This is a genomic window from Pseudomonas aestiva, assembly GCF_039908605.1.
Taxonomy (GTDB): domain Bacteria; phylum Pseudomonadota; class Gammaproteobacteria; order Pseudomonadales; family Pseudomonadaceae; genus Chryseomonas; species Chryseomonas aestiva.
In genome coordinates, this window is record NZ_CP150916.1 from 3,820,461 (window position 1) to 3,832,825 (window position 12,365).

General features: G+C 64.7%; 13 protein-coding genes. 7 read left to right on the forward strand and 6 right to left on the reverse strand.

Annotated elements, in window-relative coordinates:
• The first annotated feature begins 182 nt into the window (after window positions 1-182).
• Both cra and AABM56_RS17720 read left to right on the forward strand, forming a co-directional pair.
• Window positions 183-1,175 carry a catabolite repressor/activator gene (cra, locus tag AABM56_RS17715; protein WP_133862521.1) on the forward strand — a complete coding sequence of 331 codons (993 nt, stop codon included), beginning with the start codon at window positions 183-185 and terminating at the stop codon, window positions 1,173-1,175.
• Window positions 1,172-1,969 (forward strand): TatD family hydrolase, encoded by a 798-nt coding sequence (locus tag AABM56_RS17720; RefSeq protein ID WP_347883572.1) that lies wholly within the window; start codon window positions 1,172-1,174, stop codon window positions 1,967-1,969. Before cra ends, AABM56_RS17720 begins: the two co-directional genes overlap by 4 nt.
• Here AABM56_RS17720 and ampD read toward each other — a convergent pair.
• Both ampD and AABM56_RS17730 read right to left on the reverse strand, forming a co-directional pair.
• Window positions 1,966-2,526 (reverse strand): 1,6-anhydro-N-acetylmuramyl-L-alanine amidase AmpD, encoded by a 561-nt coding sequence (ampD, locus tag AABM56_RS17725; protein ID WP_133862523.1) that lies wholly within the window; start codon window positions 2,524-2,526, stop codon window positions 1,966-1,968. The genes AABM56_RS17720 and ampD overlap by 4 nt on opposite strands.
• A complete protein-coding gene (locus AABM56_RS17730; protein WP_133862524.1) occupies window positions 2,526-3,002 on the reverse strand; it encodes an FAD/FMN-containing dehydrogenase in 477 nt (158 codons plus the stop codon). The genes ampD and AABM56_RS17730 overlap by 1 nt, the downstream gene beginning before the upstream one ends.
• An 83-nt stretch (window positions 3,003-3,085) precedes the next feature.
• Here AABM56_RS17730 and AABM56_RS17735 point away from each other — a divergent pair, with 83 nt between their 5' ends.
• The gene (locus tag AABM56_RS17735; RefSeq protein ID WP_133862525.1) at window positions 3,086-3,565 is read left to right on the forward strand and encodes an MOSC domain-containing protein; all 480 of its coding nucleotides are present in this window, start codon (window positions 3,086-3,088) and stop codon (window positions 3,563-3,565) included.
• A gap of 257 nt (window positions 3,566-3,822) precedes the next feature.
• Window positions 3,823-5,115, forward strand: a complete 1,293-nt coding sequence (locus tag AABM56_RS17740; protein ID WP_133862526.1) for an NAD(P)/FAD-dependent oxidoreductase — start codon at window positions 3,823-3,825, stop codon at window positions 5,113-5,115.
• Window positions 5,116-5,182: 67 nt separating this feature from the next.
• On the opposite strand, the gene AABM56_RS17745 is transcribed toward AABM56_RS17740, so the two are convergent.
• Entirely contained in the window at window positions 5,183-7,357 is a 2,175-nt protein-coding gene (locus AABM56_RS17745) for a DUF1631 domain-containing protein (RefSeq protein ID WP_263258856.1), read from the reverse strand.
• A gap of 285 nt (window positions 7,358-7,642) precedes the next feature.
• Here AABM56_RS17745 and nadC point away from each other — a divergent pair, with 285 nt between their 5' ends.
• Complete coding sequence (gene nadC, locus AABM56_RS17750; protein WP_347883573.1) at window positions 7,643-8,491, forward strand: carboxylating nicotinate-nucleotide diphosphorylase; 849 nt, start codon at window positions 7,643-7,645, stop codon at window positions 8,489-8,491.
• Window positions 8,492-8,609: 118 nt separating this feature from the next.
• The gene (locus AABM56_RS17755) at window positions 8,610-8,831 is read left to right on the forward strand and encodes a hypothetical protein (RefSeq protein ID WP_133862529.1); all 222 of its coding nucleotides are present in this window, start codon (window positions 8,610-8,612) and stop codon (window positions 8,829-8,831) included.
• Here the strand turns inward: AABM56_RS17755 and AABM56_RS17760 are convergent.
• Window positions 8,819-9,070 (reverse strand): hypothetical protein, encoded by a 252-nt coding sequence (locus AABM56_RS17760; protein WP_133862530.1) that lies wholly within the window; start codon window positions 9,068-9,070, stop codon window positions 8,819-8,821. The two genes, AABM56_RS17755 and AABM56_RS17760, sit on opposite strands and share 13 nt — an antisense overlap.
• Window positions 9,042-9,893, reverse strand: coding sequence for a formyltetrahydrofolate deformylase (gene purU / locus AABM56_RS17765; RefSeq protein ID WP_133862531.1), 852 nt, complete (start codon window positions 9,891-9,893; stop codon window positions 9,042-9,044). The genes AABM56_RS17760 and purU overlap by 29 nt, the downstream gene beginning before the upstream one ends.
• Window positions 9,894-10,193: 300 nt before the next feature.
• On the opposite strand from purU, the gene mvaT reads away from it, so the two are divergent.
• The gene (gene mvaT / locus AABM56_RS17770; protein WP_187980162.1) at window positions 10,194-10,577 is read left to right on the forward strand and encodes a histone-like nucleoid-structuring protein MvaT; all 384 of its coding nucleotides are present in this window, start codon (window positions 10,194-10,196) and stop codon (window positions 10,575-10,577) included.
• A gap of 244 nt (window positions 10,578-10,821) precedes the next feature.
• Here the strand turns inward: mvaT and sbcB are convergent, their stop codons facing one another.
• Complete coding sequence (gene sbcB, locus AABM56_RS17775) at window positions 10,822-12,267, reverse strand: exodeoxyribonuclease I (RefSeq protein WP_263258854.1); 1,446 nt, start codon at window positions 12,265-12,267, stop codon at window positions 10,822-10,824.
• Window positions 12,268-12,365 lie beyond the last annotated feature (98 nt).

Below are 12,365 nucleotides of genomic sequence, written 5' to 3' on the forward strand. Positions count from 1 at the left end.
GGCGTGGCAGGGCCCTTGGCAGATTCGTGCCAGCCCTCGGACAACAGAAAGCTGAAACGTTTCACCCAATGGGACTGGAACGTTACTCGATAATCGCCGATCCTTGAAGCACAACACACAATAAAGACCGTCTCGCCAGCGCCGTACAGCGCCAGGCCATTCAGGTCCCATGAGGAACAGGCGTGAAACTCAGCGACATCGCCCAATTGGCCGGCGTATCCCTCACCACCGCCAGCTACGTCATCAACGGCAAGGCGGCGCAAAGACGCATCAGTGCGGCGACCGTGGCGCGGGTCATGGCCGTGGTCGAAGCCCACGGCTACCAGCCCGACCAGCGCGCCGCAGGCCTGCGCCGTGGTGCCACCCACACCCTGGGCTTCCTGCTGCCCGACCTGGAGAACCCCAGCTATGCGCGCCTGGCCAAGCAGCTGGAACGCCGGGCACGGGCGCGTGGCTATCAGCTGCTGATCGCCTGCACCGACGACAATCCCGACAGCGAACGCCAGCTGATCGCGCTGTTTCGCGCGCGCCGCTGCGACGGCCTGTTCACCGCCAGCAGCCTCGCCGAGGACGACGCCCCGTACCGCCAGCTGCAGGAACACAACATCCCGATCATCGCCATCGATCGCCAGCTCGATCCGGCGCAATTCTGCTCGGTGGTCAGCGACGACCACACCGCCGGCCGGCAACTGGCGGCCACGCTGCTGACACCGAACACCCACAGCATCGCGCTGATCGGCGCCCGTCCCGACCTGGCCATCAGCCGCGCCCGCGCCGCCGGCTTCGCCGCGGCCCTCGCCGACCACCCGGCGCGCCACTGGGAGCGGCATGCACCCCACTACAGCCGGGAAGGCGGTCGCGCCCAGGCGCTGGCCATGATCGAAGAACTCGGCCACTGGCCCGAGGCGCTGCTGACCACCTCCTACGTCCTGCTGCAAGGCGTGCTGGATGTGCTGCGCGATCATCCACTGGCCGCAGGGGACACCCTGCGCCTGGCCACCTTCGGCGATACCCAGTTGCTGGACTATCTGCCGTTCAAGGTCAACGCCATCTCCCAGCAGCACGAGGTCATCACCGAGCGCGCCCTGGAGCTGATGCTGGACGCCCTGGAAAACGATCACTACCTGCCCGGTGTGCAGGCCATCCCGAGGGTGCTCAAACGCCGCCTGCCATGAGCCTGCTGATCGATACCCACAACCATCTGGACTACCCGGACTTCGACGCCGCGCGACCGGGCCTGCTGGCCGAATGCGCGCGACTCGGGGTGATTCGCCAGGTGCTGATCGGCGTCGAGCGCAGCCAGTGGCCGCAACTCTGGCGGGTTGCCACGGAAAACGCCGGCCTCCATGCGGCGCCCGGCCTGCATCCGCTGTACCTGCAGCGCCATCAGAAGGCCGATATCGAGGCGCTCCGGACCTTCTGCCTGGAACGCCGGAGCGATCCCCGCCTCTGCGCCCTGGGCGAGATCGGTCTGGACTATTTCATCGAGACGCCGGACAAAACGCGCCAGGCCTGGTTCTTCGAACAGCAGGTGCGCCTGGCCATGGAGCTGGACTTGCCGGTGCTGCTGCACGTGCGCCGCGCCCATGCCGATGTGGTCAGGATCCTGAAGCGTCTCAAGCCACCCCGAGCCGGCATCGCCCACGCCTTTTCCGGCAGCTATGAAGAAGCGCGCGAATACCTACGCCTGGGCTTCAAGATCGGCCTGGGCGGCGCGCCCACCTGGCCGCAGGCGAAAAGACTGCAGCGGGTACTGCCACAGTTGCCGCTGGAGGGCATCGTGCTGGAGACCGATGCGCCCGACATGCCACCCGCCATGCATCCGGACGTGCGCAACAGCCCCACCCATCTGCCGGCCATCTGCGCCGCCCTGGCGCCGCTGTGGCAGGTTTCGGCCGAGACACTCGCGGCGACCACTACGCGCAATGCCTGCGCGGTGTTCGGCTGGGACGCGGATCGGCTGGCCTAGACGTCGCCGTCCTGCAACTCGGCGTGCAGACGCTGCCAGTCGAACGCCGGTCCCGGATCGGTCTTGCGCCCCGGGGCGATAGCGCTGTGGCCCTGGATGCGCTCGGCGCTGATCGCCGGATAGGCGCGCTGCAGCGCCCGCGTCAGCCGCCCCAGGGCAAGATACTGGGCGTCGGTGTAGGCCAGGTCGTCCGTGCCTTCCAGTTCGATGCCCAGGGAGAAGTCGTTGCAGTTATCGCGCCCGTCGAAGCAGGAGATACCGGCATGCCAGGCGCGCTGCTCGCAGGAGACGAACTGGGTCACGGCCCCGTCGCGCTCGATGAGAAAGTGCGCCGCCACCTTCAGTTCGGCGATCTCCGCGAAGAAGGGATGGGCCGAATGATCCAGGCAATTCTGGAAGAACGCCTGGACGCAGCCGGTGCCGAATTGCCCGGGCGGCAGGCTGATGTTGTGGATCACCAGCAGGGACACCTCGGTCCCTGCCGGGCGTTCGTTGTGGTTGGGCGAAGGACAGCGGCGCGCCTCGCGATACCAGCCCTCGACGAACGCCCGCTCCATCAGCGGGCCTTGGCCTTGAGCGCGTCGCGCAGCGCGGTGGCGTCGCTGAATTCGCGCTGGCTGACGAAGCGGCCATGATCGAGGGTCACCCAGAGCACCTTGTCGGCAGCGCCCGGAAAGCGCGGCACGATCCGCGATTCGCGATCGAGCAGGATTCGGTAGCCGTACTTGCGCATGGCCGGTACGGCGAACATCCGCGTGATGGCCGCCGGCATGCTGCTGATATCGGCGATGTAGGCCACCCGGCTGCCGTCGATATAGTTCGCCGGCTGCTCGCGCATGGCTTCCTTGACCAGGCCGGAGCCGCTCATGCTGCGCGCCACCAGCAGGACCTGCAGCTGGTCGTCGAAGGTATAGGGCTGGTCACGCTGATCGAGCAGGGTGAAGGGCGCCACCCGCTCGCCGGGTTCGAGCGCCAGGGCGGTCAGGGGCAGCAGCAGACACGACAGCAATAACGCCAGAACTCCAGCGCGCATGGCATCCTCTCTTGAAAGGTCTATCGAGGCCGCTATCCTGCCCTACCGCTCGAATTGGCACCACCATCGCGTCGAGGAGCCCCATGATCCCGCTCAAAGAACTGCTCGCCCAGGTCCCCCAGTCCGGCGAGGTGCGCTGGATCGGCGTGCGACCCGCCTCCCGTGCGCCCATGGTCGAGATCGAGGCCGTGGAAGCCCGGCGTGACGCGGGCCTGACCGGCGATCACGCCCGCCCTACCCCGCGCAACCAGCGCCAGGTCACCCTCATCCAGTGGGAACACCTGCCGGTGGTGGCCGCGCTGATCGGCAAGACGGTCGCACCCGCCGATCTGCGCCGCAATCTGGCCATCGCCGGGATCAATCTGTTCAGCCTGAAGAACCGGCGCTTTCGCATCGGCCAGGCGATCCTGGAGACCACGGGCTGGTGCCAGCCCTGCGCGCGCCTGGAAGAACGCCTGGGCCCGGGGACCTTCCAGGCCATGCGCGGCCATGGCGGCCTCACGACCCGGGTGCTGGAAAGCGGCATCATCCGCCTGGGCGATCGGGTGGAGGTCCTGGATTGACCCCAGTTTCTCCAGGGTCGAATGGCCGGGTCAGCCCGGTTAAACTAGCGCTACCTCTCGTCGCCGCAGACATCCTTGCCAGAGCAGATGCACGCCGCCTCCCTTGAAAGTCACGACTTTTCGCCCATCTTCTCTGCTAGATGGCGCGACTATCGCGCGTTGCGACGACCCCCAGATATCTACCGACCCGGGACTGCGCCCGCTTGCGGCGACGCGCCCGGTCCGGCCCCCGCTTTCCTTCTCCATGAGTGCTCTCCATGACCCATCGCATCGTTATCGTCGGCGGCGGCGCCGGCGGCCTGGAACTGGCTACCCGCCTGGGACGCAGCCTCGGCAAGCGCGACCAGGCGCAGATCGTGCTGATCGACGCCAACGCCACCCACCTGTGGAAACCGCTACTGCACGAGGTGGCCGCCGGCTCGCTCAATTCCACCGAGGACGAACTCAGCTATGTCGCCCAGGCCAAGTGGAACCACTTCGAATTCCAGCTCGGCCGCATGACCGGCCTGGATCGTGAGCGCCGCAAGGTGCAGCTGGCCGCGATCGAGGACGACGGCGCCGTCCTGGTCCCGGAACGGGAGATCGGCTACGACTCCCTGGTGCTGGCCATCGGCAGTACCACCAACGACTTCGGTACGCCTGGCGCTGCGGAAAACTGCATCTTCCTCGACACCCGTGCCCAGGCCGAACGCTTCCACCGCAAGCTGCTGACCCACTACCTGCGCGCCCACGTCAGCGAGCAGCCGGGTGAATACATCGAGGTGGCCATTGTCGGCGCCGGTGCTACCGGCGTGGAATTGGCGGCCGAATTGCGCAACGCCGCCGAAGAGTTGCAGGCCTACGGCATGGACAGCATCCGTCCCGAAGACCTGCGCATCACCCTCGTCGAAGCTGGTCCACGCATCCTGCCGGCGCTGCCCGAGCGGATCGCCGGCCAGGCGCACCGCACCCTGGAGAAACTCGGCGTACGGGTGCTGACCGGTTCGGCGGTCAAGGAAGTCCGCGCCGACGGCCTGCAGACCGCGGGCGAATTCGTTCCGGCCAGTCTCAAGGTCTGGGCCGCCGGTATCCGCGCCCCGGCCTTTCTCAAGGACCTGGCGGGCCTCGAGACCAATCGCATCAACCAACTGGTGGTCAACTCGACGCTGCAGACCACCCGCGACCCGAACGTCTTCGCCCTCGGCGACTGCGCGGCCTGCCCCCTGACACCCGGCGACACCCGTACCGTGCCACCGCGCGCCCAGTCCGCCCACCAGCAGGCCTCACTGCTGGTCAAGACCTTCAAGGCGCGCCTGGAAGGCAAGCCGCTGCCCGACTATGTCTACAAGGACTACGGCTCGCTGATCTCACTGTCGCGCTTCAGCGCGGTGGGCAATCTCATGGGCGGCGCCCTCGGCAGCCTGACCCTGGAAGGCTGGCTGGCGCGGACCTTCTACGTGTCGCTCTACCGGATGCACCAAGTCGCCCTCTATGGCCCGCTGCGTGCCCTGGCGCTGTTTGCCGGCGATCACCTGAGACGCAAGACCGAGCCGCGCCTGAAGCTGCACTAGGCCCCTGGTCTGGGCATGAAAAAAGCCGTCCCTGGGGACGGCTTTTTTCATGCCTTGCGCAAAGCACTCAGGAAGGCGACTGACCGCGCAGATTGCCGATCACCGAAGTCATGGCCCGGTCGAACAGCAGGGCATCGTCCAGCAGCCGTACCCGACCCTCCTGGTAATCCAGCGCCAGTTCCTCGCGGGTCCGGTCCAGCACCTTCATGCCGGTCCGATTGACGAACACCAGGCGGCCCATGGGACGGATGACCGCGGCCAGCTTGCAGCGCAGCTTCTGCTCGGCATCCTGGATTTCCAACCAGGCGCCCACCGAGAGGACATCCACCCACTCCAGGGAGTCGCTGGTCAGTCCGGTGATCCGCTCAGCCGCGCGCGGCAGCTCGAAGGGCTCGTCGACAGGCACCGACGCCGGCACCACGACCGCCGTATCCGCCAGTTCGGGACGGGTCTGCTGAAAGGTCTGGACGTGCAGGGATTCGAGCTCGGTGAAGAATTCGGAGGTGGAAAAGGGATCGAAGGCCGCGCTGGCCAGGCCTTCCCGCAGTGCCTTGAGCAGGCCGGGCACCATTTCCAGCAGGCGCTGGCGCGATGCGACGTCGTGGTGCGGCTGGATGCTCCAGATCAGATCATCCATGGTCTTGAGGGCTGCGCGCCATTCGCTGGAATCATAGCCCTGCTTCAGGCAGGTCAGCAGCAGCACCTGGCTCCAGGCCTCGCGCAGGACACGTTGCACGGCAGCGGGCAACGGGTGCTCCTGCAGGCGCTGGCTGAGAACATGCTCGACCTGCAAGCGAGCGATCTCGGCGCGCGCCCGGCCTTCCTCGGCATCACGAGTGCGCTGTTCAAGCAGCTCACTGCGCCGCTGCTCGTCGCTGACATAGGCCATGAAGTCGGCCAGCAGCTCGGCGAAGATCTCCGGATCGTCGACGAAGTCGGACAGCAGGCGCTGCACGATCTGCTCGATCTTCTGGTACAGGCCGTCGCGCTGCAGGTCGCTCTGCTCGCCCCAGCCCAGGGAAGCGGCGGCGATCTCGTTGAGCAGTCGCCGGGCCGGATGGCTGCCACGGCTGAAAAAGGTCTTGTCGAGGACCGCGACCTTCAGCATGGGAATCTGCAGGCGAGCGATCAGTGCCTTGAGCGAATCCGGCAGGGTGAGGTCGTCGAGAATGAATTCGAACAGCATCGCCACCAGGTTGATGACGTCTTCGTCGACCTGCCCCACCACGCGCTTTCGACCCGAGCGCTCGCTGATGCGGCCCAGGGCCACACCCAGTTGCGCCTTGAGGTCGTAGCCATCCAGGGACTGACTGGAGATCTGCTGCTGCAGGTGGGACAGCAGACGCATGAGGTCATAGCTGGTGATGACCTGGCCATCACCGGTCGCGGTGCCTTCATCTGCGGTCATGGCGCCACCCAGGGCCGCACTGGTCGGCGTCCGCAGCTGAGCCAGCAGGCCCTGCAGGGTGCCGAAGAGTTCCTGACCGTCGTCTTCGCTGTTGACGTGGCCCGGGGTGCGTCCGCTGTAGCCCTTGGCCGAGCGGCTCGGCACCTGCTGGGGAATGGCCTTGAGCTGGGGCAGTACGCCCGCCTCGACCAGCTGACGATTGGATTCCGCATACAGCTGACCCAGCCCGTTGAGCACGAAGCGCTCGAACAGCTTGTAGATGATCAGCTTGACCTTGATGTCGGTGTCAAGATCACGACAGGCTTCGACGAAGGCCTCGCACAGGCGGCGCGGCCCCAGCGGATGGGTCGAGTCGTCCAGCTTGCTCGACAGCTGGGTATTGAACCTGATGGTCAGGTGGCTGATGGCCATGGCGTTGTTGCTGAGGGCCTTGGCCACCATGGTGTCCACCGCGACGCTCTCTTCCAGCGCATCGTTCTGCACCAGACTGAGGTCTTCGTAGGAGACGCTGTCCAGGCGCATCTCCGGCTTGCTGCCAACCAGGTTGTTCAGCGCCGCGAAGCGCTCGAAATACTGCTGGAGAAAGCTGCGCTCGATGCTCTTGCGCCGGAGGCGCAGATCACGCATCGCTTCGAAGTAGAGACTCTGTTCCTGGTTGCTGCCGGCCCGATCGGCCATTTCAAACAGCGCATCGTCGGCGTTGTCGAACAGCTGCTGCAAGGACGCATTGAGTCGCTGAGCGGCGCGATCCCTGACCGGTAAAAGTACTGCGGGCAATCGGGAAGAAGATTCCCCGAGCGCCTTGAAATGAACTACGTTTACGTCGTTCTGCACCACCGCCTCCCACAACCGTTCTTGCGTTCGGCTGAATCGCGTTCCACTACAGGAGCATTGAACAACGTTGGCCGCCCTGGCCGCGAGGTGAAACGTTGTCGATGTGCCATTATTTGCTTTGCCAAGGCATCGACCAATCGACATCTGCACAGTACATGACAGGGTTCACAAGGCACCTGTCAGTCAGCGCCTGCCCTTCAAATAATTCGACGTTGTCTATCTCAGATCGTCAACCTCCCCTAAAGTTGCCCGCTCGCCTCCCGCAGCCCTTCTCGGAGTCTTTTCATGCCCAGCGCTACCCCTGCCGATCTCGCCCAGGTCATTACTGACAATGTCGCCGCCGCACTGCGCGAAGACGTCGGCAGTGGCGACCTCACGGCCGGTCTGATCCCCGCTCATCAGCACGCCCGGGCGCGGATCATCACCCGCGAAGCCGCGGTGGTGGCAGGCACGGCCTGGGTTGACGAGGTGTTCCGGGTGCTGGATCCCGCGGTGGAAGTCCGCTGGCGGGTGGCCGATGGCGAGCGGGTCGCAGCGGGCCAGGTGCTGTTCGAACTCGCGGGTCCCGCACGCGCCCTGCTCACCGGCGAGCGCAGCGCGCTGAATTTCCTGCAACTGCTGTCCGGCACCGCCACCCGCTGCCGCCACTATGCCGACCTGGTGCAGGACACCGCCGTAAGGCTGCTGGATACCCGCAAGACCCTGCCCGGCCTGCGCCGTGCCCAGAAATACGCGGTCACCTGCGGCGGCTGCTACAACCATAGAATCGGGCTGTTCGACGCCTTCCTGATCAAGGAAAACCACATCGCCGCCTGCGGCGGCATCGCCCAGGCCGTGGCCACCGCGCGGCAACTGGCGCCGGGGCGTCCGGTGGAAGTCGAGGTGGAAGATCTGCAGGAGCTGGAACAGGCCCTGAGCGCCGGCGCGGACATCGTCATGCTGGACGAGCTGAGTCTGGCCGACATGCGCACGGCGGTGGCCCTGACCGCGGGCCGGGCCAAGCTGGAAGCCTCGGGCGGCGTCAACCAGGACACCCTGCTCGGCATCGCCCAGACCGGTGTCGACTACATCTCCATCGGCACCCTGACCAAGGACGTCAAGGCCGTCGACCTGTCCATGCGCATCCTGAACTGAGCGGGATAGGCAAAGTCCCGCGCGGCGGCTAGACTCCGCAGCCGCGCCTCTTGCGCAACGGCTTCGAGCGGTCCTGACGACCGCTCGCCTCTCGCGACACTCGAACAAGATCGAACCCGTGACCAAAGATCAACTTCGCGCTGAACTGGAACGCCAGGCCCAGCGCTATCAGGATGTCTACGGTGGCGAAATCGTCACCTACGCCGCGCAACCCAAACCCGACCGCAAGCCCTGGAAGAAACGGCCGACCGTGCAGGACGAGGTGTTCGCCTCGGAAGTGCGCAAGATCGCCGATCTCAAGGCCAAAGCCAGCGACGAGTCCATCACTCAGGACACCTGAGGCGAGTCTTCAGACCCGCTGTCCGGAGCGTCCGCCACGCCGTCTTCGTCGCCTTGCCGTGCCTGCAGTTGCCGCCAGAGTGCCGCGGCGGCAGTGAAGTCGGCGCCGCCGTCGAGAGTCATCGCCTGCAGGTCGTAGCGGGCCAGGCAACCTTCGCCCAGACGGGGTGGCTGCTCCGCGGTACCGGGAGCAGCCGCCGGGGAGTCGCTGTCAGTCGAAGATGACGGTCTTGTTGCCATGGACCATGACCCGCTCTTGCAGGTGGTATCTCAGACCGCGGGACAGCACCATCTTCTCGACGTCCTTGCCCAGCCGCACCATGTCCTCGACATTGTCCCGGTGGCTGACGCGCTCCACGTCCTGCTCGATGATCGGACCGGCATCCAGCTCTTCGGTCACGTAGTGGCAGGTGGCGCCGATCAGCTTGACGCCACGCAGCGACGCCTGGTGATAGGGCTTGGCGCCGACGAAGGACGGCAGGAAGCTGTGGTGGATGTTGATCACCTGGTGGGCATAGCGCGCGCAGAGATCCGGCGGCAGGATTTGCATGTAGCGCGCCAGGACCACGGTATCGGCCTGGTGCAGATCGATCAGCCGCGATACCTCGTCGAAAGCCGGCTGCTTGTTGGCGGGATCGACCGGCACGTGGAAGAAGGGAATGCCGTGCCACTCGACCATGCTGCGCAGGGTGTCGTGGTTGGAGATGACGCAGGGGATCTCGCAGTCCAGCTCGCCGCTGTGCCAGCGGTGCAGCAGGTCGGCCAGGCAGTGGGATTCGCGACTGGCCATGAGCACCACGCGCTTGCGCTGGGCCGAATCGGTGATCCGCCACTGCATGGAGAATTCCCGCGCGATGGGCGCGAAGGCCTGACTGAAGCCGGCCAGATCGAAGGGCAGTGAATCCGCGCGGATCTCGTGGCGCATGAAGAACCAGCCACTCTCCGTATCCGAGTGATGACTCGCTTCGGTAATCCAGCCGTTATAGGTCGCCAGGAAGTTGCTGACCTTGGCCACGATACCTACCCCGTCCGGACAGGCGATCACCAGACGAAACGTTTGCATAGCACAACCTCGAACGAAAAGGGGCTGCATTCTAGGCGCAGTCGCCTGCAGCGTCGAGCGGCGCAAGGTGCCAAGGCGCGCGCCTGTACGGCTAGGGTAAAGACTTTGCAAAGGACAAGTAAGGACCGACAAGTTCCACTGCCGCCTTGCTGAAAGTTGCGCGACTTTTACCAACATCATTGTTGCGACGGACGCCGCCTTAATTATCGGACTGTCATGTGGACAGTTTACTTATTCCAATAGCCAATCTATGATCGATGCAGCATTTCATCTCTGCATCACTCAGAACAAAGGCCGTTTATGTCGCTCATCAACGAATATCGCCAGACCGAAGAAGCCATCAAGGAATTGCAGGAACGCCTGAAGTCGCTGCAAGAGGACGACAAACTGCAGCGCGAGCTGGAGTTCGAGAAGAAACTTCGCGCACTGATGGGTGAGTATCAGAAATCCCTGCGTGACATCATCGGCATTCTCGATACTGAAGCCAAGCCCGCTCGCCAGACCCGAACTCCCAAGGCCAGCAATGGCAGTACGCCCAAGCGCGCCCGTAAAGTTAAGCAATACAAGAATCCGCACAATGGCGAAGTGATTGAAACCAAGGGTGGCAATCACAAGACGCTGAAAGAGTGGAAAGCCAAGTGGGGTTCGGACGACGTCGAGTCCTGGGTAACCCTGCTGGATTGATCAGAAAAACGCCGGCCAGCCGGCGTTTTTTTTGCCTGCACGGCAAAGGGTTGCGCAACCGGCCAATCCCCAAACACCGACTGCCAGCTTCAAGACTCCGCTGACACGACCGTTCACCGCGTCTTTCATATTGTCCAAGCAACATCTTTCTCAACTGAAGCTGCGGTCCTTGGCCGCGGCACCTTTGCCTGTGCACGTCTTTTCTGTTAGCAGACGTCTCTAACGACCTTTGTTGTTCGCGACTTCAGGCAACAGGATTATCCAACCGCTGCATCAACGCCCGAACATGGGCGGACCAGGCCTCGAGAATCGGTACCCGCTCGCTGGCCACCTCAGGCTGCAGTTGTTCGGCCAGGGTAATGAACTGCGTGCAGGTCATATGGCCTTGACCTTCTTCACCCAGCAGGCGCTGCCGGCAGAATTGTCGCCAGCGCGCGCCCTCTTCCGCGGTCAGCAACTCGGGAAAGTTGCGCGCACGATAGCGAAAGAACAGCTCCGGATGTCGCTCGTCCTGAAAAGGCCACGGCCGGCTGCCAAGTTGCTCTGCCGGACACTGCTGAACCTGTTCGCAGAGTTGCCGTTCTTCGGCGGCAATGAAACCGTCGTACAGCCTCTCTTCGGCATCCTGTTCCTGGGTGGCAAAACCGGAGGCCTCGGCATAGAGCGCCTGCACCTTGGGTTGCCAGGTCGCACGCTGGTCGAGCAATTGGCGGGCGCGGCGCCAGACGGCGGCCTGATCGAATTGCAGCCGCTCCGTGTCCGCAGGGCGCAAGACGCTGAAGGGCGCCAGAATCGGACACTTGTTGATCTGTACCAGCTTCAGCGGCACCGGGAGGTCACCCTCGGCCAGCGCCTCCCGCCGGGTATAGAGGCGTTCGCGCAGGGTCTCGACATCCAGTTCCAGCAGCGGCTCCGGCGCCAGGCCGAGATCGCAGACGATCAGCGCGTTGCGATTGACCGGATGCCAGGCCAGCGGCAGCACGGGTGCGAGAAAGTGTCGCTCGGCGCTGAAGCGGCCGGAGACGTGCAACAGGGGTTCGAGCAGACGGATGCGCGCCATCGCCGCCTTCTTCTGGCGCTGCGTCCAGAGATAGTCATAGAGCCTTGGTTGCCGCTGCTTGACCAGGCGCGCCAGGGCCAGGGTCGCGCGGACATCCGCCAGGGCGTCATGGGCCTGAGCGTGTTCGATGCCGTTGGCGACAGTCAGGCGATCCAGGCGCAGGGAAACGCGCTCAGCGTCCTGCGGCCAGCTCAGACTCTCCGGGCGGAAGGCATAGAGCGCCCGGATCAGGCCGAGCACATCCCAGCGACTGTTGCCCTGCTGCCATTCGCGGGCATAGGGATCGTGGAAGTTGCGGTACAGGCTGTGCCGTACCATTTCGTCGTCGAATCTCAGGTTGTTGTAGCCGACCGCGCAGGTGTTGGGACGCCGCAACTCCTCGTGGAGGCGCTGGACGAAGTCGCGCTCGCGCAGCCCCAGGCGCTGCAGGGTGGCCGGCAGGATACCGGTGACCAGGCAGGCGGCGGGATGGGGCAGGACATCCTCGCTCAGTTGGCAATGCAGGTTGAGCGGCGCCTCGATTTCGTTGAGCTCCAGATCGGTACGCACCCCGGCCACCTGCAGCGGTCGATCCCGCCGTGGATCGATCCCCGTGGTCTCGAAGTCGTACCAGAAGATACTTTGCGTCACACCGCCCTCCCCTAGAATCGGCGCAGTCTAGCATCGTCGTGCGCCTTGCTCCCGAACGCCCGCACCCGCTAGGCTCTGGCGCCTGTCTACCGCGTATT

What these genes read in the sequence shown, in the direction of transcription:
- AABM56_RS17720 (WP_347883572.1), top strand. Translation starts at nt 1,172, where the DNA reads ATGAGCCTGCTGATCGATACCCACAACCATCTGGACTACCCGGACTTC.
- ampD (WP_133862523.1), bottom strand. Translation starts at nt 2,526, where the DNA reads ATGGAGCGGGCGTTCGTCGAGGGCTGGTATCGCGAGGCGCGCCGCTGT.
- AABM56_RS17730 (WP_133862524.1), bottom strand. Translation starts at nt 3,002, where the DNA reads ATGCGCGCTGGAGTTCTGGCGTTATTGCTGTCGTGTCTGCTGCTGCCC.
- AABM56_RS17735 (WP_133862525.1), top strand. Translation starts at nt 3,086, where the DNA reads ATGATCCCGCTCAAAGAACTGCTCGCCCAGGTCCCCCAGTCCGGCGAG.
- AABM56_RS17740 (WP_133862526.1), top strand. Translation starts at nt 3,823, where the DNA reads ATGACCCATCGCATCGTTATCGTCGGCGGCGGCGCCGGCGGCCTGGAA.
- nadC (WP_347883573.1), top strand. Translation starts at nt 7,643, where the DNA reads ATGCCCAGCGCTACCCCTGCCGATCTCGCCCAGGTCATTACTGACAAT.
- AABM56_RS17760 (WP_133862530.1), bottom strand. Translation starts at nt 9,070, where the DNA reads ATGGCAACAAGACCGTCATCTTCGACTGACAGCGACTCCCCGGCGGCT.
- purU (WP_133862531.1), bottom strand. Translation starts at nt 9,893, where the DNA reads ATGCAAACGTTTCGTCTGGTGATCGCCTGTCCGGACGGGGTAGGTATC.
- mvaT (WP_187980162.1), top strand. Translation starts at nt 10,194, where the DNA reads ATGTCGCTCATCAACGAATATCGCCAGACCGAAGAAGCCATCAAGGAA.